Annotated in this window: 19 protein-coding genes and 1 tRNA gene; 1 reads left to right on the forward strand and 19 read right to left on the reverse strand. The window is 58.8% G+C overall.

The features are described 5' to 3' along the window. Positions 1-23 precede the first annotated feature (23 nt). From HZB23_10695 to HZB23_10780, 18 genes are all read right to left on the reverse strand, one after another. Positions 24-1,205 carry a hypothetical protein gene (locus tag HZB23_10695; protein ID MBI5845123.1) on the reverse strand — a complete coding sequence of 394 codons (1,182 nt, stop codon included), beginning with the start codon at positions 1,203-1,205 and terminating at the stop codon, positions 24-26. Beyond that, positions 1,198-1,638 (reverse strand): hypothetical protein, encoded by a 441-nt coding sequence (locus tag HZB23_10700; protein MBI5845124.1) that lies wholly within the window; start codon positions 1,636-1,638, stop codon positions 1,198-1,200. Before HZB23_10700 ends, HZB23_10695 begins: the two co-directional genes overlap by 8 nt. Then, a complete protein-coding gene (locus HZB23_10705) occupies positions 1,635-4,910 on the reverse strand; it encodes a LamG domain-containing protein (GenBank protein MBI5845125.1) in 3,276 nt (1,091 codons plus the stop codon). Before HZB23_10705 ends, HZB23_10700 begins: the two co-directional genes overlap by 4 nt. Then, positions 4,911-5,684 carry a hypothetical protein gene (locus HZB23_10710; GenBank protein MBI5845126.1) on the reverse strand — a complete coding sequence of 258 codons (774 nt, stop codon included), beginning with the start codon at positions 5,682-5,684 and terminating at the stop codon, positions 4,911-4,913. 25 nt (positions 5,685-5,709) lie between these two features. Further along, the gene (locus tag HZB23_10715; protein ID MBI5845127.1) at positions 5,710-5,913 is read right to left on the reverse strand and encodes a type IV toxin-antitoxin system AbiEi family antitoxin domain-containing protein; all 204 of its coding nucleotides are present in this window, start codon (positions 5,911-5,913) and stop codon (positions 5,710-5,712) included. Positions 5,914-5,923: 10 nt separating this feature from the next. Beyond that, complete coding sequence (locus tag HZB23_10720) at positions 5,924-6,850, reverse strand: hypothetical protein (protein MBI5845128.1); 927 nt, start codon at positions 6,848-6,850, stop codon at positions 5,924-5,926. Between the two features lies 1 nt (position 6,851). Further along, on the reverse strand, positions 6,852-7,019 hold the full coding sequence (locus tag HZB23_10725) for a hypothetical protein (GenBank protein ID MBI5845129.1): 168 nt from the start codon (positions 7,017-7,019) through the stop codon (positions 6,852-6,854). Positions 7,020-7,031: 12 nt separating this feature from the next. Continuing rightward, positions 7,032-7,622 (reverse strand): hypothetical protein, encoded by a 591-nt coding sequence (locus tag HZB23_10730; protein ID MBI5845130.1) that lies wholly within the window; start codon positions 7,620-7,622, stop codon positions 7,032-7,034. A 6-nt stretch (positions 7,623-7,628) separates the two neighbouring features. Beyond that, entirely contained in the window at positions 7,629-8,096 is a 468-nt protein-coding gene (locus tag HZB23_10735; protein MBI5845131.1) for a hypothetical protein, read from the reverse strand. A gap of 36 nt (positions 8,097-8,132) precedes the next feature. Beyond that, a complete protein-coding gene (locus HZB23_10740; GenBank protein ID MBI5845132.1) occupies positions 8,133-8,594 on the reverse strand; it encodes a hypothetical protein in 462 nt (153 codons plus the stop codon). Positions 8,595-8,643: 49 nt separating this feature from the next. Next, positions 8,644-9,606 carry a N4-gp56 family major capsid protein gene (locus HZB23_10745; protein ID MBI5845133.1) on the reverse strand — a complete coding sequence of 321 codons (963 nt, stop codon included), beginning with the start codon at positions 9,604-9,606 and terminating at the stop codon, positions 8,644-8,646. Positions 9,607-9,621: 15 nt separating this feature from the next. Continuing rightward, positions 9,622-10,545 (reverse strand): hypothetical protein, encoded by a 924-nt coding sequence (locus HZB23_10750; protein MBI5845134.1) that lies wholly within the window; start codon positions 10,543-10,545, stop codon positions 9,622-9,624. A 248-nt stretch (positions 10,546-10,793) separates the two neighbouring features. Further along, positions 10,794-11,099, reverse strand: a complete 306-nt coding sequence (locus HZB23_10755) for a hypothetical protein (protein MBI5845135.1) — start codon at positions 11,097-11,099, stop codon at positions 10,794-10,796. Next, positions 11,071-12,939 carry a hypothetical protein gene (locus tag HZB23_10760; protein MBI5845136.1) on the reverse strand — a complete coding sequence of 623 codons (1,869 nt, stop codon included), beginning with the start codon at positions 12,937-12,939 and terminating at the stop codon, positions 11,071-11,073. Before HZB23_10760 ends, HZB23_10755 begins: the two co-directional genes overlap by 29 nt. Continuing rightward, positions 12,936-13,169 (reverse strand): hypothetical protein, encoded by a 234-nt coding sequence (locus tag HZB23_10765; protein ID MBI5845137.1) that lies wholly within the window; start codon positions 13,167-13,169, stop codon positions 12,936-12,938. Before HZB23_10765 ends, HZB23_10760 begins: the two co-directional genes overlap by 4 nt. Beyond that, positions 13,166-14,611: a hypothetical protein gene (locus HZB23_10770; protein MBI5845138.1), complete on the reverse strand. Its 1,446-nt coding sequence runs from the start codon at positions 14,609-14,611 to the stop codon at positions 13,166-13,168. Before HZB23_10770 ends, HZB23_10765 begins: the two co-directional genes overlap by 4 nt. Further along, positions 14,604-14,774 (reverse strand): hypothetical protein, encoded by a 171-nt coding sequence (locus HZB23_10775; protein MBI5845139.1) that lies wholly within the window; start codon positions 14,772-14,774, stop codon positions 14,604-14,606. Before HZB23_10775 ends, HZB23_10770 begins: the two co-directional genes overlap by 8 nt. Beyond that, positions 14,758-15,162, reverse strand: a complete 405-nt coding sequence (locus HZB23_10780) for a hypothetical protein (protein MBI5845140.1) — start codon at positions 15,160-15,162, stop codon at positions 14,758-14,760. Before HZB23_10780 ends, HZB23_10775 begins: the two co-directional genes overlap by 17 nt. A gap of 1,583 nt (positions 15,163-16,745) precedes the next feature. Between HZB23_10780 and HZB23_10785 the strand changes: the two genes are divergently transcribed. Beyond that, positions 16,746-17,555: a hypothetical protein gene (locus HZB23_10785; protein MBI5845141.1), complete on the forward strand. Its 810-nt coding sequence runs from the start codon at positions 16,746-16,748 to the stop codon at positions 17,553-17,555. A gap of 331 nt (positions 17,556-17,886) precedes the next feature. Here HZB23_10785 and HZB23_10790 read toward each other — a convergent pair. Next, a tRNA-Sec gene (locus tag HZB23_10790) sits at positions 17,887-17,985 on the reverse strand. Between the last annotated feature and the right edge of the window lie 210 nt (positions 17,986-18,195).

An 18,195-nucleotide genomic window follows, 5' to 3' on the forward strand; every position in this document is an offset into this window, starting at 1 on the left:
ATTCATCCTCCGGGCCGAAGTCATCAAAGCGCCCCGCGCACCTGATCCAGAAGCGAAGTATTGGAAGCCGCCGCGTCGCCATTGCCATTCATTTTGCTCATCAGCGCCGAAAATTGCGCATCGTCGCCGGTGTAGTTGGTGCGGGGAAGCGACACCCCGAACACGGTGTTAAAGTAGCTTTTCGGCTCAACCGCCTTGGGGTTCGCGTCCCAAAAAGCCGTCGCCCGTGCGTTTGCGGGCTTGTAGCTCGTGGACTTGTCCCAGGCCGGGCTTCCGTTTCTGCCTCCGGTTACGCTGAACATGTCCCGTATGTCGTTCGTGGCAAGCCCAAGCTGCTTGCCGATCGCTTTGCCTTCCTCGATATACGAGGTGAAGTCCGTGGGCAGGCTGTCGTAATCAAAAAAGGTGTAGTCGCCCTTGTTGGTTGTGCCGGTCTTTCGGTTGGCCATGTAAACCGAGTCATAGTCCGGCGCGTCCGGGACCGCGTAGCCGCGCTCCCTGGCCTTGGCCCATCCGTTTTGAGCGGTTGACCAGTCCTCCTTTAAAACATCGCTTCGATACGCCTTGTCCCAGGGCGAGTCGTCGTTGCCGAAAAGGGCGTCATTCACAACGTCCATGCCGGTTTGAACCGGGTTTGCAAGCAGATTCCCGCCGCCGTAAGCTATGGCTGCGGCCAGGGCGGCAGGTCCAAGAATGCCGGGGATTCCTGCAAGAGTCGCCGTCTTGGCCGCCGGAGCAGTCGCGGCCAGGGTTCCGCCCGTGGAATATGTGGTCACGGGAGCAACGCTTGCGGCAGTAAGGCCCTCGGCTGCTGCTGCGGTTGCTGCGGGCGCTGTTGCGGTTGCGGCCCATTTGGCGGCCAATGACGGGAAGATTTTCGCCAGGGCCGCCTTGCCCGCGCCGATGATCGGAGCCGTAAGCCCCAACTGGTGCGCACCCATAACGCCGGAGACGCCAAGGCCAAGCTGGCCAATGGTTTCCTGGTTGGATGCGCTTTCCCGGTTTGCGGCAAGCTCTTCGACTGCTGTTTTTTTTTCGAGTGCTATCCGCTGGCGTTCAAGCTCAAGTTCCGCCTTGGCCGCGTCATCGGCGGCCTTGTAGGCGTAAAGCTCTCTTAGGGAAGGCGCAGCGGCTTCAACCTCGGCGGCGGCGCTTGGATAGAGCTTTTTCCGGTAAACCGCACCCATCTGACTTGTATTAGCCATTGCCCACCCCCAGGCCCATGGAGCCCCGTTTCTTTATAAACTCGCTCAGTTCATCCAATTGATCCTTGGTCTGTCCGTCCTCCCGGAGTTTAGCCAAGCCCATGAGCCCGGAGATTCCAACCTGTGCGGCCCCAAGCCCTGCGGTTTTGCCTGCCTGATCCTCACGAAACGATTTTAAGGCCCCGGCCTCCCAAACCTTGTTTGCAAGGGCCTCTTTTTGAAGGCCAAGCCCTGTGGCTGCGTTTTTCTCCTTGGAGGCCGTGGCGAAATCCTGTGTCATGTTTTTGGCAGCCAGCCCGGCGAGACCCGCGTCAATGCCCGCCGTGCTCACCATGGGCGCGTTCTGAGGAGCCTTGGCGATCAACCGCGCAACGGCGCGCTGGTACTGCGGAGTTCTTTTCAGGGCTTCGAGGTATGCGGATTGGGCGCTCATGAGTCCTCCCGTTCAACCTTGTATTCGAGGCCAAGGCCCTCAAGCCAAAGGCCGGGAGCGGAGGCCGAAGTTACAGCCGCAATCCTGAACCGCACGGCCCAACCTTGGGCGTTGATGGAAACTGTTTTGCGAAAAAGCCTGCCCGCGCCAGCGTTTAGGGCCACGGTTCCAAGGCTTGTGAAGGAGTCGCCGCAATCGGGAGCGACCCCCAGGGCCGCGTTTGCGGGCTCGCTCAAAAGATGTCCCCAAAGCCGGATTTTGCTCACCAAGGCCCGGTTCCAGGCCCCGGCAAGCAGCAAGTCGCCTGTTTCAAGCTCGCAGGTAATGGCGGTGCCGTTCCAGGTTGGGCCGTGTTCCAGGCGCAGAACGTGGCCGTAACGCCCGCCGCCGTATACATGGCGAACGCCGGAAGCGCTTGAAACCGGCACCGCGCACACCGGGTGGTTGTTCTCGCCGGGATTTTTGGCGAACCACGCCCGCTTTTTGAGATCAAAGACTGCCCAGAAATCAGGCTCGGTTGAATCATTAAGGGGTAGCAGAAGGTTCAACTCGCCGTGGGCGGAGTCGTAGAACATCACGGCGCAGTCCAAAGCGTCCGGGTTCACGAAGTCCGGGGAATCCTCGTCAAAGAAGCGTTCGAGTCCGCATAAAGGAGTCAGCACCGCGCCGTCGAAAACAACAGGACCTGCGGCTGAAAGCCAAAAAGCCACGTTCCGGCCCAGGCCCTGGTTCACCTCAAAGCCCATCTCGGCGGCGCAAAGGGCACGCGCCGACACGCAGCCAATGGAGCCCGAAACAAGCCGAACCGCGAAATCCTCCGGGTTGCTGCCGGTCAAAATGTAGGTTTCGGTCTTTTTGAGGCCCAGCCAGAAGGAGTGAACGTCGTTCCCGAAGCGGTTGAACATTTCTATCCCGGCGACCAAAGGTTCGTTACCCCCGAAGTAAAGGGCCTGTTTGCCGCCGTCCGAACTCAATTCCCCGTTGTTGACTTCGGGAGCAGATGGGGCGGAGAAGTCTACGCGCCCGCCTTCGCCGCCTTCGGAGTAGCCGCAAAGAAGCAGGCGTCCGCCGTAAGTTGATGGAAAATCGCAGGCTCTTGGGGCCTTGCCAGCCGGGATGCCGAAGCAGGAGTCAATTTTTACGTCCGCCGAAAGCGCCGCTGAAAACGCGATCCTGTAGGCGTAGCCGTTCACTCCGAAAAGACTTGCGGGCGCTTCCTCGGTTTCATTTGGCGGGTTCCAGGCCATGACTCCGCTCTGGCCCAGACTCACCCAACTCATCGAAGTCCCAAGTATTGTCCCATCCCGTGGCGCTCCAAGGCTTACCCAACTGGCAGGCCCGTGAAAGGAAACCGTGGGCCGCGCCGTGCTTGCGTTTGTGCTGCCCGCGATCATGGAGAAAACAAGGCCCGCCATGCGCTCCTCGAAAATCACGGTCACATACCCCGTGGTTGCAAGGGCGGAAAGGTCAGCCGCGATGGGATAAAGGGCGCTCGAAGCCTCGGCAACTTCCAGGGTGTAGTCCTTGTCAGCCGCGCCGGTGTAAACGTGGAAGGCTATGGCCGTGCGGTTCACGCCGTCCCAAACATCGCCCAATTTTTGGAAGGGCGCGTCAAGGGTGAGCCTGCAAATTTCGGCGCTCCCGGCGGAAAGCGAGAAAAGGTAGGCATAGAGGAAGAGCCCGCCGAAATTCATGGGCCGGGCCATGCCGCAGGTTGAAGGGAACGAAATAGCGCCCCGGTCAACGGAAAACCCGGATGAACCATCCGTCACGTAGAGCGCCGCCATGGTGTTGCCGTTCCAGGCGGAAACGCCCACGCTTGCGCCGGTTTCGTTGTTAGGAGCGGACAGCAGCGCCTTTGCGCCTTGAATCGGCCTTGGAGAAAATGCAAGAAAGCTGCGGGAGGGCGTCATGTACTGGTTCACCGGGAGGGTGAAATCGCTGGTCCACCTGCATACGCCCTTGCTCCACCGGAATTCGTCAATCCTGCCGTTGACGTAAAGATAGGTTGATCCGCCGCCCGCGCCGCGCCCGATTTCGAGCGGTGCGGCAAAGTCAGGTATGTTCACGATCCCGCCCGGCCAGACCGCAAACACGTTTTTGCCGTCCACGAAAAGGTACCACTTGCCCGTGCTGTCCCGGCAAAAGGCGATGTGATACCACCTTCCCGTGGTGAAACCGTCGGCAAAATGAGCGGTGTTTGCTGAAAGATCGGAGCCGTTTCCAATCCAGAAGGTTAGGAAGTTATTGCGCAAAAGAAGCGAAAAGCTGTTCAGCGAATCAACCCGCTGCTCGAAAACAAAGGCCCCGTTCGGGTATGCGCCCGGAAGCACGTTGAAGTTCACCCAAAAATCAACACTGAAAGCTCCGGTTCCAATATGCCAGTCGGCGGAATCGGCCATTGAAACGTAATCGCCAGCGCCGTCCAGGGCGAGACTCGATGCGCCGAATTTTTTATCAACGGTTGAAAGCTTTGCGTTGCCGTAAAAGGTTACAGAGTGGGCCGAAGCGGACGAATCCGTGGTGGATGTGGCCCCGTGGCTTCCGTCGAAATGCAGCAGGCACTTGGTGTATGCGTCGTTGCCGCCCCCAAGCTGCATGGTGTTGCCGGTGGTTTTCAGATTGTTGTTGATGGCCTCGGTTACATCCAGCACGCCGTTTTCTCGGTTTTCGTAAGGGAGCGCCGTTATGGTGACAGCGGCCCCGGCGGCTTCGGTGACGATAACGTCCTCAAGCACAGTCAGGGTTTTGTTGCCGGTCCCGGAGATTGAAAGCACGGTCACGGTGTTGTTGTTGGACGCGCTCCCGGAAATGGTGATCCTCATACCGGGCCGAAAGCCTGCCGCCCAAAAATCCACGGCAGCCGATGCTATCGTGTCGCCGGACGCCGCAAAGCTGATGTCCGAGGCGGTGACTGTTACGTCGGTCAGGAGAAAGCAGGCTGCAACCTTCATGTCCGGCCCGTTCCAAATACAGATTTCCCTGCTGTTGGCGTAAACCGCGCTTCCGTCCGGGCCTGTTGAGAAAGCGCCGCTTGTGGCTCCTTCGTCGTCCTCCCAGAGGACTTCGGCCTCAAACTCGCCTGTTGCGGGCGGTTCTGCCCGGTTCTCGAACACCCGGCCACGGCCCAGGGCGTCTTTGGCGCGGACCAGCAAAAACGAGGCGTCATCGGGTGTGGAGCGTATCTGCACCCCGCAGTCCGGCGTCAAGGCCCCAAGCAGAAGGCCGCTTACATCGCCCGTGACGCCCGTACCGGGAGCCGGATTTGACACTCAGCCGCCATCGTCGGAGGCCACAACCAGATACCGGAAGCTGACGGGCTCTTCCAGAACGTCGGAGAACTCCGGCACCTGCCCGCCGAACGGGACCGAATAGCCGGAGTCCGTGAAGATGTTGACCGTGACCCTGCCGTAATCACCATAGGTTGCTTCGAAGCGGATCCGCACGTAGTAGCGCACGCCCAGGTCAAGCTCGATTGCGCCGCCCGCGCCGCCGTCCGGGTGCAGAAAGGTGAGGGCGATCTTGCGGCCATAGCCCCATGAGGTCATATTGATAAGCGTCGCGTCCAGGGCGAGGTAGTCCTCGTGGTCGGTGTAGCGCAACTGGTCGTTGGTTTTCCCCGTCGAGTTCACCATGGTCCAGAGGCAAAGCCCGCCGTGGCTCAGGTCAACGTCCGCGCCGTCCGTAATGCAAAAAGAGAACTTGTGCTCGAAGCTTTCGGCAAAATATCCGGCCCCGAAATCCCGCGTAACCGCCACGGCCTCAAGGGCCATCAGGTTTGACACGGCGATGCTGTTTTGGCTTACCGTAAGGCGGTTGTCGGCGGTGTCGGTCTCGGAATAATTGGCGGCGAAATCCTCAATGCCCGTTGAAAGCGGCTGGGAGTTGATCCGGCTGAACCCGGAAACAGCCTTCAATCCTCCGCCCGGAGCGTATCTAAGGTTCACGAGCTCCCGGTAGTTCTGCGGCCCGATGCGCGAAGAATCCACCGAGGCGGCCCATGCGCCGTTGAAATCAATCTCAAGTCTCTTGGGCTCGTAGGCCATGTAATCACCTCTTTCGGGACTCGAATCAGAAAACAGATTCCTGCATTTTCAGCCGATAAATGCCCCTGGGGAGGCGCTCAACTTTGCCGTCCTCGATAAGGCGGTCCAGAATTGCCTTTGCTCCCTGATTGGTCTTGCACAGCATATGACCCACCATGTCGAGCCTTGACGGCCCCTGACCTGAAAGCCCGTTCATCACGACCTCTTTCAATTCCTCGATCTCATCCATGCAGCACCTTCTAAAGTCTTGTGGGATATGAATTCTGCGCCAGCGCCATTCTTCCCATGCGCTTGCGCGCTTCCCTGATTTCAAGCTCGTAGGTCTTGTGCCAGTAATCGGCCCCGGCCATTTCCTTTTTGGTGTCCATGAAAAGCGCCGCCGCCTTAAGGCAGATCGCCGGGCAGTGCTCGTCCGGGATTCTCCAGGTTCGGTAATCCGCGAAAACGGGTTCGGGTTTCGCCACGTAGTCAATGCGAAACGTGTCCCCGGCGTTTAACGAAGGAGCCCACAAGTAAAGCTCGTGGGTTGCGGCTGGCATCAGAACCGCCGCGTCGTTTGCGGCCCACTGGTTGACCGCACCGCCGAAAAGGGCGGTTACAAGGTATGTTTCGTTGGCGTCCTCGTCAGAAAGGACATCCAGTACAACACCTTTGGAGCCGTCCGTGGTGTTGGCGACAAAATCGCGCGGATGCAGAAGCGGGGCAAAATCGGCGGAGTTCAAAACAAGGGTGCATTCCCCGTTCGCAACGGCCCCGGAAACCTTGGCACTCCCGGTCCTTGGCGTGGGGGCTTCGGACCGGGAACGGATGGTGAAGGCGACGGGGGTTTCCTCGGCCTCGGTCCTGTCGGCCAGCCGGATTTTCTCGTAGCTTGTCAAAACCGGCCATGAGACATCGCCGCCTGCCGTCTCGTATCTGGCGAACAGGCGGCGATTGCCCATGGTGCGCTCATAAGGCTCGATGTAGTCGGGCGGAAGCGGGTAGGTTTGCCGACCGGCCACGGTGGTTATGGAAACGCTCGAAGTCAGAATCCGGGTGCGGCGGCAGAAGTCCAAAGCGGCCTCGTCCAGGTACTGGTAGGCTTTCCTGAGCGGACAATATGCTTCGCTCACGCCCACCTCGTTCAAGGCGTCCAGCATTCTTTGAACGGCTGCCGCTCCGTGCATGTCAGGCCCCGCGTTCCGTAGGGTTCAAAGGCTCTTCCGGCTCTTTGGCCGCCCGATCATAAAGGTTCGCGCCGCAATGGGGGCAGACCGAAACATCCTGGTACATCCGGTCATCCTCCAAAGAGAGCTTCCCGCAACGGGGACATCTGCGCAAATCGCTAAACGCCATGAGTAAAAGTCCTTAGAAATCCGCTTCCTCGTTATCCGCCGGTTTTTCTCCGGCATCGGCTGGCCTTGCTTCGAGGTCGCCCGCAACGGCCACGGACTCCACCGGCGCGGGCGTTTCAAGTGCAAGGTCGCTTCTGCGATAGCGAAATTCCTTGAAAAGGATTTCATCGCATGCACCCCACCAGTCGGGCCGGGATGTAAAGTATTCGCTCCATACGCCCGGACCCTGCCACTCGCCGTCACCGTCGCGCCGGGAGCGGTAATAGGTCGCGGCGTCAAGGTCGGCCTCGGCGAACATGGCCTTGTCGTTGTGGTCGGCGGCCTTGGCGGCCAGCCGCTTGTTGAGCGCCGCGTAGTATTCCTCGGAAATCCTGCGGCCCTTCATCTTCCACCAGCGGTCCGCAACTTCGCGCTGCCGGGGGTCAGCTATAACGTCCAAATCTTCCGGCCCGCGCACGGGCGCGCCGTTTTTGAACCCGTACTGGCCGTCCGAAAAAAGGAAAATCTGCCCGTTGGAAGCCTGCCAGCTTCGCACCACGGTCAGCACCTTCTGGCGTTCAACGCCGGTCGCCGGGTCTTTTACGGTCACAGTCAATGTCTGCATGGTTTTTCATTCTCCGATTAAAAGAAGGGATACCGTGACCGCAGCAGGGGCGACCGTCGCCGGAAGCTCGATCATCCCGCCAAGGTCGTAGGTGGTGCTGGCCGCCGTCCCCGGGAGACGCGGGAAAACTTCGCTGCCGCCGGAATCAAGCACCTTCGCGCCGTCGGTGTTGGCCGCCGCCGCCGTGGCCCCTGTGACCACTCCCTGGGTGTAAATTTTCACCTTGTGGCTGGACGGATCGTACTTGTAGAGAAAGCCGTTCGTGACCGGCTGCTGAACAAGGCCGAACTGTATGATCTTTTTGAAGCCGAAATTGCCTATTGCGGGAAGCGGCACGCCCCCCGCAGGATAGGTCAAGGCCCCGTCTCCGAAGGAAACGTCAAATATCCCCATGGTCTTGTGTGACCTTGGGGAGATGTCCACGCATCCGCTTTGGGGTGAGACCGCCACGTTTGCCGAAGTAATCGCTGCCATCGTTCATTCTCCAATCTTGAAGCCCTTTGACCGGGATTAGGTTGTCTCGATCATATCCGGCAGGTTCGCCATCACCTCCGGGTCGTACTGAACCAAGAGGAAAGGCCGGACGTGTCCGGCTGCTCCGGTCCCGGTCGCTCTCACGGTCAGTTCCGCAACAACCTCATCACCGGGCATGAGCACGGTCCCCACCGCAGCCTTGTCGTAAAGAATCTTTCCGGCGGCGGTGGTTCCCAGGATGAAGTTGGCTATGTCGCCGTCACCGCGCCCGGTGTCGCTTCCGGCGGTGATGCGCCTGTCGAACTTCATGACAGGTGTCGTGGTCGCGCCCGCGCAGGCTTCCGTCACAAGAAGCCCGGCCAGCAGCACGATGCACTTGAAGGGCACTATGAAAAACAGGATGTCGGCAGGGGCTTGGTCGCAGTCCACCCCGGCGGTGTCCGCGTAGCCGACCGCCTGCATCATGGGGAGTGCTATTGGAAGATCGCTTCTGAGCATTTCAATTCCTCCTTGTGGCGGCCCCAGAAGGAGCCGCCGTCAGAAAGTTCTATGCAGAACAAACACGGATTATTTTCGCTTCGCCATCGTTGGCGGTATCCCAATAGGTCCCGTATGCCACCTTGCCGTACCACGCCACGGCCTTGCGGCGTCCGAAGTCGCTCTTGTAGTTGGGATCCGCCAGAAGATGCGGCGATTCGATTTCAAGGCGTGCAAGGGCCTCGTCGCCGAAGACGATTCCCTCGCCAAGAACGCCGCCGCTGCCCACGCTGTTGGAAAGCGCGGACTCGTTGGTGACCTCGATGAGGCGAATCATCTCCACCCGGCCAAGCTCGCCGGTGTAGAGCACGTCGCCTTCCCGCAGGTACTTGAACCAGTCCTCCAGGCCCTTGTCGTCCTTGAGGCCGCGAAGGGCTTTTGTTGAAAACAGGCCGATGTAGTGGCGCGCCTCGTAGGGCGGGATGTGCAGGTCTTTGACCATGTAGTCGCGGATGAGCCCCAGGAGCGACTTGTTTATGTTCTGGGTGGCGACGGTTGAAGGCGTGCCGTCAACGTCCCAGGTGCCGGACGTGAGGCCCGTGGGGATGAAGCAGACCTTGGCGGATTTGAGCGCCGATGCCGAAGCGTTGTCCATGCAGTGATGCATCTGCTGCATGAGGGCCTTCTGGCAGGCTTTTTCCGGGTCGAACACGGAAAGGTCCTGTGCGAGGCTGGTGAATTCCACACCGCGCCCGAATTCCTTGATTGAGAGCGTGCGGGAGCCCATGACCAGGGTGTCAATGGGGATGCGCACATCTTCGGTGAGCTCGCCGTTGTTGGCAGGCACGGCCATGGCCTTGTAATGGGGAATCGTGATGGATTCGCCCATGCCCTTGCCGTATTCGGAAACGTTTTTGGAAAACTGCGCGATGATGAACTCGCCCGCCGCCACCTTCATCATTTTGGCGGAGAGCTTGTGGTTCTTGTAAACTCCTGTCAGGGCGTCGTACGCCCAGGTAAAGGCTTTCGCCATTGCTGCCCCCTTTCATCACAGGCGGCGGCGGGCCGCCTTTATGGCGTCGTTTAAGGTGAAGGGCTTTCCGTCGTCGGGCTCATCCGCCCCGGACGCTGGAAGGCCCATCCCACCACGGCCCATCGGGCCGAACGAGCGCCGCACAGGCCGCGTTTTTGCCGCCAAGTAGCTGTTTGTTTTTTCGATTGCCCAATCGGTCTGGGCGTCAATGGAAAGCGGTTTGCCGCCTTCGTCCGCTGCCGGAGCCGTGGCCGCGAAGCCGTAGAAAACAGGCATGTCCTCATCCGCGATTTTGCCCCGCGTACGCGCCCGGTTTTCGATGTAGGACCGCACTTCCTTGGGGTCCGCCTGCTGGCGCGGCGCGGGTTCATCCCGTTCCGGCTCTGGTTCGGGCGGCTCCCTCCTTTCGGGCGGCGCGGGCGCGGCGTTTCTTGCAGCCGCAATCTTCCTGTGGGCTTTCGCCCAAATGCGTGCGGCCTGCTCTTCGTGATCGGGCGCGTCTTCGGGAAGCGCGTTCACGGCCCGGACCGCCTCCAGGTAATACCCGGTGGCTTCGTCCTCATCCCTGGCCTCATCCACCTCACGCCTTGCTGATTCCTCGGCTGCCCTTTCCGCCGCCTCGCGTTCCTCCTTGAGGCGCTTGTTCTCCTGTTCGGCGCGGGTTGTGCGGGCCAGAAGCGACTTGTACCCGTTTTCGGCCTCGGCCTGGCTCTTGAACCGGAAACCGGCAGGCTCATCCTGCCTTGGTTCGGGCGGATCGGCATGGCCAGGGTCGTCCCGTTCCGGGGCCTCGCCTTCCTCTCCGTCGTCGTCCTGTCCGATGGGGCCTGCGCCTGATTCGGCAGGATGCCCCACAATCACCCGCTGATTGCGCATTACCTCGTCCAGGCTTGCGCCCGCCGTGCTTTCTTCCTCGACTTCAACTTCCGTTCCGGCCATTTGTTTCTCCTTCCGGCGTGGTCCGAAAAATTTCGGGGCCGTTTGAAGCCCGGCGTGGTCCGCAGTGGCGGGGCCGGGGAATTTGTGATAAATCCTAAAAATTCGATGGGAGCCGCCTGATGGACATCTATGGCCTCCCCGCCGCTTTTGTCTTATCTTGCGGCTCCCACCGAACTTGATCCCCCGGCCCGTTCCATTTGGGCGACATGCCCGCGATGGATCGCTGAAACAAACCGAGGGAAATCGAATCACGTTCTTTTGAGGAACCTCCTGCCCGCCAATTCCTCGGCGGCGCTTGCGGCCTGACGCTCCTTGAGGCCCATTTCGTTCAAGAGCGACAAAAGGACCGATGCTTCGGGGTCCGCCATTGCAAGGGCCTCAACGCGGGTGGTGAACCTTTCCCGCACGAGATCCACGAAGATTTTCCCCTCGCTTGTTTCGGTGAAACCGGCCAGGGCGGCCTTGGCTTCCAGGCGCTTTAAGTGCTCCGCCTCGGCTTCCTCCGCGTTCCGCCCGCGCTTTTCCTCATTGGGCCTGCCCGTTACCGGGTCCACTCCCGTTCCCCTCAATGTTTCCCTCCATGGCTGCCGTTGCCTGAGCCGCAAGCGGCGCTAAAATTGACGCCAGTTGGGCGTCGTCAATTTCCTTCGCGGTTTCGGGCGAAACGAACACGTCCTCGTCCGAAAGGTTCGTCCTCACCTCGATGCTCTTCAAAACCTGTCCGGGCCTTATGAACGGCGCGAATCGAGGGTTGCCCGAAAGCGGGATCACGATCTCGGTTAAAGTCCGCAGGGTTTCGGCGTCCTTCATCAGGCTTCCCATGCCCGAAACGTGGAAGGCCCCGGAAAGCTCCGGCAGATTTTCTGGCCTGCCGTCCGCGCCCTCGGCGACACCGGCCTTGGCGAGGAATTCGTCGCCCATCACGTCCGCCAGATCGGCGTAATCCGCGAAGGCGAGCAGGGTTTCGTATGCCGCAACGATGCAATGCCCCGCGCCTTCCTCGAAGTTCTGGCCCACCATGCTGTAGGGGGCGATACTCTGGTCCAGGCTTTGGCTTGCCTCGCGGGCCGTGACCTCCTTGCGTAGGCCCGGAAGTCCGCGCACAACATCCGGCACAAGGCTGCCTTCCTGGAAAAGCCCGTTGTAGAATTGCATGTTGGAGAGAACCGCCCCGGTAACGTCCGGGCGCTTGGTGACCCTCACCGCCTGCTGGCCGTTGACGGTATCTCGTGTGATGATCTTTTTTCCCGGCCAGTCCTCCACGTCGGCGGGGTCGTCAAGGGCGTCAATGTTGACTTCCCGCGTCGGGTTCACCTGCCACTTCAAGGCGTCCTCGTGCAGGCACATGAGATTGTTCATGGACTCCCAGACGGAGGTAATGCCCTGCAAGAATCCGCGCCCGCCGTAGCGCAACAGATGAGGCAGGGGCGAAAAGGACACCCCCGGCCAGCGGATGGTGGCGTATGGCGAGGACTCGACTTCCGAAATCAGCCGCCCGCCCGCGATGGAATAGCAGGCGTTTTCAAGCAGAAGTTCGCCGCGCGGCGAAAGCACCTGCCCCCAGTACTCGTCCACCTGGACCATTTTTCGGAACGCGCTACGCTCCCAAACCTGATCCTTCCTTTGCCGCACCGCCTCCTCGCTCATGAAGGGGTCCAGGCTGTCGGCGGAACTCCGGCTCGTATCCCAGGACGCTTCAACGTTGAAATAGCGGCCCCTGGCCTGCTCACGAAGCAGCACGAAATTGTCCACCCATTCCCGGTGAATCCAGAACATGCCGCCCCAGGGGTCACGCGGAGGCGCGTCCGGGTCCCGCAGAATCTTCCAGGGCTCCACAAGCTCGAACGAAAGGCCCTGACGCGGGGTCCACACCGGGATCATCTCCATGGAGACACCAACGGCCAGCGCCATCATGCAGGCGTCGGTGAAGCGAAGAACGAACTTGGCCCGCGAGGCGGACAAAATCCGGGTCATCAGGGGCCGCCAGAAGGCTTCGGCCCTGGTGTCGCTTTCATCCGCTATGGATAGAAAATCCGGCGAGAAGGCTTTTCTCACCGTGCTCGCCCCGAAAAGCACCGTGTTGAAGGGTTTCGGCACCACCACCCGGCTTTGCCAGGACTCCTTGTCCTTGTAAAAAACCGGCTCCTCCTCCTGGAAAACCCGGTAAAGGTCGTGCTGGGCGCGCCGGATGTCCTCATTGGCCTTGAGGCTCGATGCGATCATGTCCGTGGCGAAGGCCACGAAATGCCGCTCGTTCTCCGCGCTGTAGGCGCTGGCCGCCTCCTCGCGTTCGGCGAGCTCCTTGGGGTCCGCGTTCAAGAGCCTTTCGCCGCGCGCCTTGATGTCGGCAACGAGTTTCGCGCCGGGCGGCAGTATGAAATCGTCCCCGCTCACAGTCCGGCCCCTTTGGCGTTCGGAAAAATTGCGTCAAAATTGGCGCGGTACGCGGCGCTTCCGGCCTTCACCCGGCACGAATTGCACTGGCAATCGCCCCGGCATTGATGCGCGTCGGGCTCCCCGTTGTGGCCGTTTTCGGGGTGGGTCTCGCCGCCGCACTCGGTGCACTTGTAGAACTCCGCGCCGTTTGGCCGCCTCATGGCCCACACGTTTTCGTATCGCTTCAATGCAAATATCCTCCGGATGTGTGCCTGGAATGGCCGTAGCTTTCGGCAAGGCTTTTGGCCCTCACGTTTCGGGCCGAGGTCTCGCTTTTCGTGGCCCGTTCGCGCCGGAACGGGAAAACCTGCGCCACGAGATACGAGAAGGCGTCGCCCACGTGGCTGTGCGCGTCCTTTTCCGGCTGTGTGCCTATGATGTTGCCGCTGTTGTCCTTCTTGAAATGCCAGCCGCCGTTCAAGGCCCGGTGCAGCGGATACGCCGAACGCGACACCACCACCAGCGGGTTGCCGTCCGGCGCAAGGCGAAGAAGCGCACTTTTGAGGGGGTTCAAACGCGCTGCGAGTTTGACCGGCCCCGGCTCGAACCGGGTTTTGAGCTTGTCTTCCAAAAGCCGCGCCGTTGTGCGCTGAACGCTGGACTGGTCCGGGGTCCTCATGGAAGGGTCGCCGATGTCCCGCCAGTCGCCGATCTTGGGTTTTCCGACCGCGCAATACTTGGGAGTCGAAAGGAGGGTGAGAAGCGGGCCTTCGATCATTTCCTCGATGGCGCAGCCGTCGCCGCAAAGAACGTCGTGAACGATGAGGCGGCCAGGATTGATGTACTGCGATACTATGATGCAGGGGTGATGCCATGCGTCGTAGCCGCGTACTCCCAGGGCTCCAGGAACCACGGGCAAAATGGACTCGGTGAAGTGGATTTTGGCGTTGTACTCCGGCGTCACCGCGCACCCGCGATTCACCGGCGCGGCCCGGCCTTCAACGTAACGCGCGAATTTTCCCGGATCGTTTGCGAATGCCACCTTGTTGGCGTCGCGAGCGTGCTGGTTTAAGTACTTGTTGTCCTTGTACGGAATCCTGAAGCAATCCTTCAGAATCCGCCCGCCGGTCTCAAGATTTTCGATCATCACCGCCGGAGCCATGAACAAATCCTCGGTCCAGTGGTTCTCGTCCGCCGGGTTCTGGGTTATCTGCACCCGCATGGCGGTCCCGGCCTGCCTTGCGGCGCGCGCCATGGCAAGGTCGAACACGTCACGGGGAAGGCCCGCGTTTGCCTTTTCCACGATGGGCGCGGGCTCTTCCAGCCAGATCATGGCGTACTGCGGCCCTTGGAGTTTTGAGAGTGAGGCCGGGTCATCAATGCCGAAAAGGTCGCACTCAACACGCGGCACGCAGTCAATGACCATGCGCTTGAAATCGTCGTGAAAATGCACGAACCTGCCGAACATCCTTTGCAAGTCCGGCACGGTTGAGAGCTTCAAATTCTGGTGGGTGTCGCGGATTATTGCCGCACGGATGGGCACCCCACACCGGGCCGCGTGGCGAACGATAGCCACCCCGCCCGCGTAGGTCTTGCCCTCGCCCATGCTGCCCATCAGCATCACCACCTGGGCGTCGGAGTGAACGAAGGCGCTCTGGATGGGGGAAAGGTCGAAGAAAAGGTCACCCATTCCTGCCCCCGGTCAGCATGGTGAAAACCTTGCGCTCGCCGCCGTTTTCATCCATCAGGCTGCGGGCTTCGTCGCTCTTGCTGTCCAAAATGAAAATCCGGCCCTTGCCGTCATCCTCCAGCATGGCGGCCTTGGTGAGCTTGAGGTCAATGATCGGCGGCATCCAGCATGGCCCGCCATCGGGCCGCCTCAGCCTTGATTTTAACCGCAGCTTCCGCCAGCCGGGCGTGACGGTTCTCCACGGTCTCCCGGAACATGGCGAGGCAACTCGCCTCGATCTCCTCCAGGGCTTTCAAGTCGGCAGGCACCACGGCGTTGACGTGCTCTGTGAAAATCTCAGTTGCGGCTTTTTTGATTTCGGGCTTTTTGGCGTCGATAAAGCGGGTGACTGCGGTACGTGTGACGGAGCGGCCCCTGTGCTCATCCGAACCAAGCATGAACTCGTTCAGGGCCTCCGCGATTGCGGACGGGGAGGTGATCCCCTTTGAAAGCAGTTCGAGAACCTTGGGAGCCAATCCCCATTTCTCGATTTTCGTTTGCGTGTTCGCCATAAAGCCCTGCCTCGTGTAAATTGGCGTGATGGGATCCTGGCGATACGCATACCACGGGTTTTTCAACTGATATTTTTCAACAGGCTGAAATCATGATTTTTTCTCGCTAAGTTTTGGGATACGTCGGAAAAAAACTTAGCGAGAAATGTGGCATTTTTACCCATATTTTTTCAATTTTTGGCGAGAATTTTTCAATTTTTTTCTTGACGCGCTTTTTATGTCAGGTTGAATACCGTCAAAGCTGATATTGCTGTAAACATTCATCAAGTTCCTTATCCCCCCGAATCCCCGCGCCGTTGCGTAGAATCCCCGCATCCCGCAGGCGTTCAAATGTGCCCGGCGTGGGCTCGGAAACCTTCAAAAATCCCATGCGGGCCAATGATACCAGGGGGGGGAGTCCCGGCCTCCCCGGTTTTCGGATTTCGAGCAATGCCTTTTGCTCAGAAATATGAGCGCCTATTAATGCTCAATTATAATGATCGTATAATACAGCCTAATCATTATATCTTTTTTATGTTGTCATAAAAAAGTGCTCTTTAATAAGGCTCATTGCATGGAGCAGGACTTCCGGTTTCCGGTTCGGCGTCTCGCTAACTTTTACATAAAAGTTAACGAGAACCAAAAAACGGAAAGCCCCGTCAATCAAGGCTTTCCGGCATTTGGCCGCCTTCTGTCGCCCGGCAAGGCCGAAATCCCGCTCTCAAACACTACATCTTGTGGCGGCCCGCATGTTTTCCAGGTCTGACAGGCCGAAAATTTTAGGACGGGAAATCACCCGGTTGCGCCCCGCGTTCCCCCCTCTACCCAGCGTCGAGAGCCCGCGCGCAAGACCGGCCGCCTCGGTCCGGGCGCTTCCAGGGCCAAAACAGCCGCGAAAAAGAATCAGACCTCCCACCCCCGCATGTTTTTGGCTCCATTCGGGTTCCGTCCAAAGTTGCGTCCAGCTCCCGTCCGCGAAGAGCCGCGCCAGCCGTGGCCCGTCCAAACAGTCCGGCAAAATCGGTACATTCTTTTTTTATATATTACTTTCTCGAATTTGCCAGAAATATGGATCAACAAATACACAAAATCGCCAATTCTCTAAAATGAATATACGCGAAAGATAGGGAAATTTCTGGACGGTCTGGACGAATATAATAAAAACAAGGCGTTATGCTCTTCAACTTTGGACGGAAACCGGACGCAACTTTGGACGGATTTTCCCCTGCGTCTCCCTCAATCAGGGCGGATAAGTCAGGTTGAGGGCAGGCGGGAGGGCTGCGGGAGATGAGCGCAGGTAAAGCCAAAAGAGGGCGCGCAAAGATGGGTGAGGTGAGGGCTGCGGGAGAGACGCACAGCAGGCAGGGACAAAGGCGAATCGGTAAAAAGCAAAGGCATCGGATTGGCGGGCGGTTCTCAGGCAGCGTGGCGCACGTGGCCGCACTGAAGGAACCCAGGAAGCAGGAAGCAAGGGAAACGATCAAAGGAGGGCTATGGCTCTCCTGGCCAAGCGAGGATCGCGGGAGAGACGCGGCGAAATCACCTTTGCTCCAAGCACCTGCCTTTCAGGTTCTTGACTTTTGCATGAATAGGAATCACGATGTTTGAAATCCAAGCGATGCCCGGAATTGACCCGAAAAGGTAGCTACAACAGCTTTTCAAAAAGCCGATTTTCATGTTCCATCATTTCTTCCCTCTTAACGGCTGATACCATGGATCTTTCGCAAATAAAAATCTGGCAACGATTGAAGGCAAACCTGCCTTCTGATGTGGAAAGCTTCCTGACATCCATAGCTGAAGCCGATTACGGGCAGGAGGCCGACGAGCATTTCCAGGCATTAAAATCCATTCATGATGAGGACAAGCTTCCTTGTCCGGTGGATCCGTGGTTTCCTCTGGAAGTGTTGGAACTGAGCCGTTGGGACTTGTCGCATTATACCGAATCGGACCCTGAAATCTCAAAATTCCTCAAATTACGAGTATGTTACTGCACGACCCTGCTTCTGGCTGTATGCGCCGACAGCGAGGGGGGAAGCATTAACTGCTGTGCTGATAACATAGCCATTTCCTTGGATGTATGCCGGTCGCTTGGCAAGGAGTGGATGATCGATTTGTTTGATTATTTGGGACTGGTGCACGAGAAAATCAAGGAAGGCAATGACACTGAAACCCTTTTGTTCTTTTGTCTGGGTCAGTTAGTTGGTGCCTGCATTCTCGGCCAACATGAGAATGCTTTCCGGTGGAGGAAGGAATTTCTGCTTGCGGAGAAACGTCATATAAAAAATTGCCACACTTACAAAGCGGAGGATAATATTCTGGCCTACTCCTGGGGCCTCCAACGCCCAGAGATTTGGGCTGAATTGCTTGATGTCTGTTGGGAGCACCCCGCTATGGAGGGAGTATACCCTCGGTGATTCTGGACTATGCGAGACGTTTCCGCATCAGCACCAAGAGCAAGGGGGCCATTTGATACAGGCAAAGACTGATCGGAAAAAAGCAAGGCATTTGATTAGCGGTCGGAAGCCGGAATCCGAGCAGCATCCGATAGAAACACCAAGCCCGGCCCGGATCACTCCGAGTCGGGCTTTTTTGGGCGCCATTGGGCTCAATTTTGGGCTCAATCAGGATTTTTTTGGGCGCATTTTGGGCGCAAACTTGGCCGGATATGCGCCGATTTGAGCGGAAACGGAATCCGGGCCTTACCGGCCCGCATCAACCATCAGTTCGCTATCGCCTTGAAATAATTGGCGGAAGTGCATGGGAATCGAACCCACCTGGGACGCTTCTCAACGCCCCACACCGGATTTGAAGTCCGGGAGCCCCACCAGTGAGCTTGGCACTTCCCTGGTTTTCTGCGGTTCCTGCTACGGGCAAAAGCATTTCCCCGATGCGGATGATCGCCAGCCGATAAAAGCCGACCGCGCCGGGGCGGAATCTTTTCAATCCTCCGCGATTTTTTCCATCCTTTTGCACAACGCGAAGTTTTGTATTATAGTCCCTCCCGCCCTGTCAACAAGAGCTTGGAAAACAAACGCCCCCAAACATGCGCGTAAA

Source organism: Deltaproteobacteria bacterium (assembly GCA_016235345.1).
Taxonomy (GTDB): domain Bacteria; phylum Desulfobacterota; class Desulfobacteria; order Desulfobacterales; family Desulfatibacillaceae; genus JACRLG01.

What these genes read in the sequence shown, in the direction of transcription:
- HZB23_10695 (MBI5845123.1), bottom strand. Translation starts at nt 1,205, where the DNA reads ATGGCTAATACAAGTCAGATGGGTGCGGTTTACCGGAAAAAGCTCTAT.
- HZB23_10700 (MBI5845124.1), bottom strand. Translation starts at nt 1,638, where the DNA reads ATGAGCGCCCAATCCGCATACCTCGAAGCCCTGAAAAGAACTCCGCAG.
- HZB23_10710 (MBI5845126.1), bottom strand. Translation starts at nt 5,684, where the DNA reads ATGGCCTACGAGCCCAAGAGACTTGAGATTGATTTCAACGGCGCATGG.
- HZB23_10715 (MBI5845127.1), bottom strand. Translation starts at nt 5,913, where the DNA reads ATGGATGAGATCGAGGAATTGAAAGAGGTCGTGATGAACGGGCTTTCA.
- HZB23_10720 (MBI5845128.1), bottom strand. Translation starts at nt 6,850, where the DNA reads ATGCACGGAGCGGCAGCCGTTCAAAGAATGCTGGACGCCTTGAACGAG.
- HZB23_10725 (MBI5845129.1), bottom strand. Translation starts at nt 7,019, where the DNA reads ATGGCGTTTAGCGATTTGCGCAGATGTCCCCGTTGCGGGAAGCTCTCT.
- HZB23_10730 (MBI5845130.1), bottom strand. Translation starts at nt 7,622, where the DNA reads ATGCAGACATTGACTGTGACCGTAAAAGACCCGGCGACCGGCGTTGAA.
- HZB23_10735 (MBI5845131.1), bottom strand. Translation starts at nt 8,096, where the DNA reads ATGGCAGCGATTACTTCGGCAAACGTGGCGGTCTCACCCCAAAGCGGA.
- HZB23_10740 (MBI5845132.1), bottom strand. Translation starts at nt 8,594, where the DNA reads ATGCTCAGAAGCGATCTTCCAATAGCACTCCCCATGATGCAGGCGGTC.
- HZB23_10745 (MBI5845133.1), bottom strand. Translation starts at nt 9,606, where the DNA reads ATGGCGAAAGCCTTTACCTGGGCGTACGACGCCCTGACAGGAGTTTAC.
- HZB23_10750 (MBI5845134.1), bottom strand. Translation starts at nt 10,545, where the DNA reads ATGGCCGGAACGGAAGTTGAAGTCGAGGAAGAAAGCACGGCGGGCGCA.
- HZB23_10770 (MBI5845138.1), bottom strand. Translation starts at nt 14,611, where the DNA reads ATGGGTGACCTTTTCTTCGACCTTTCCCCCATCCAGAGCGCCTTCGTT.
- HZB23_10775 (MBI5845139.1), bottom strand. Translation starts at nt 14,774, where the DNA reads ATGCCGCCGATCATTGACCTCAAGCTCACCAAGGCCGCCATGCTGGAG.
- HZB23_10780 (MBI5845140.1), bottom strand. Translation starts at nt 15,162, where the DNA reads ATGGCGAACACGCAAACGAAAATCGAGAAATGGGGATTGGCTCCCAAG.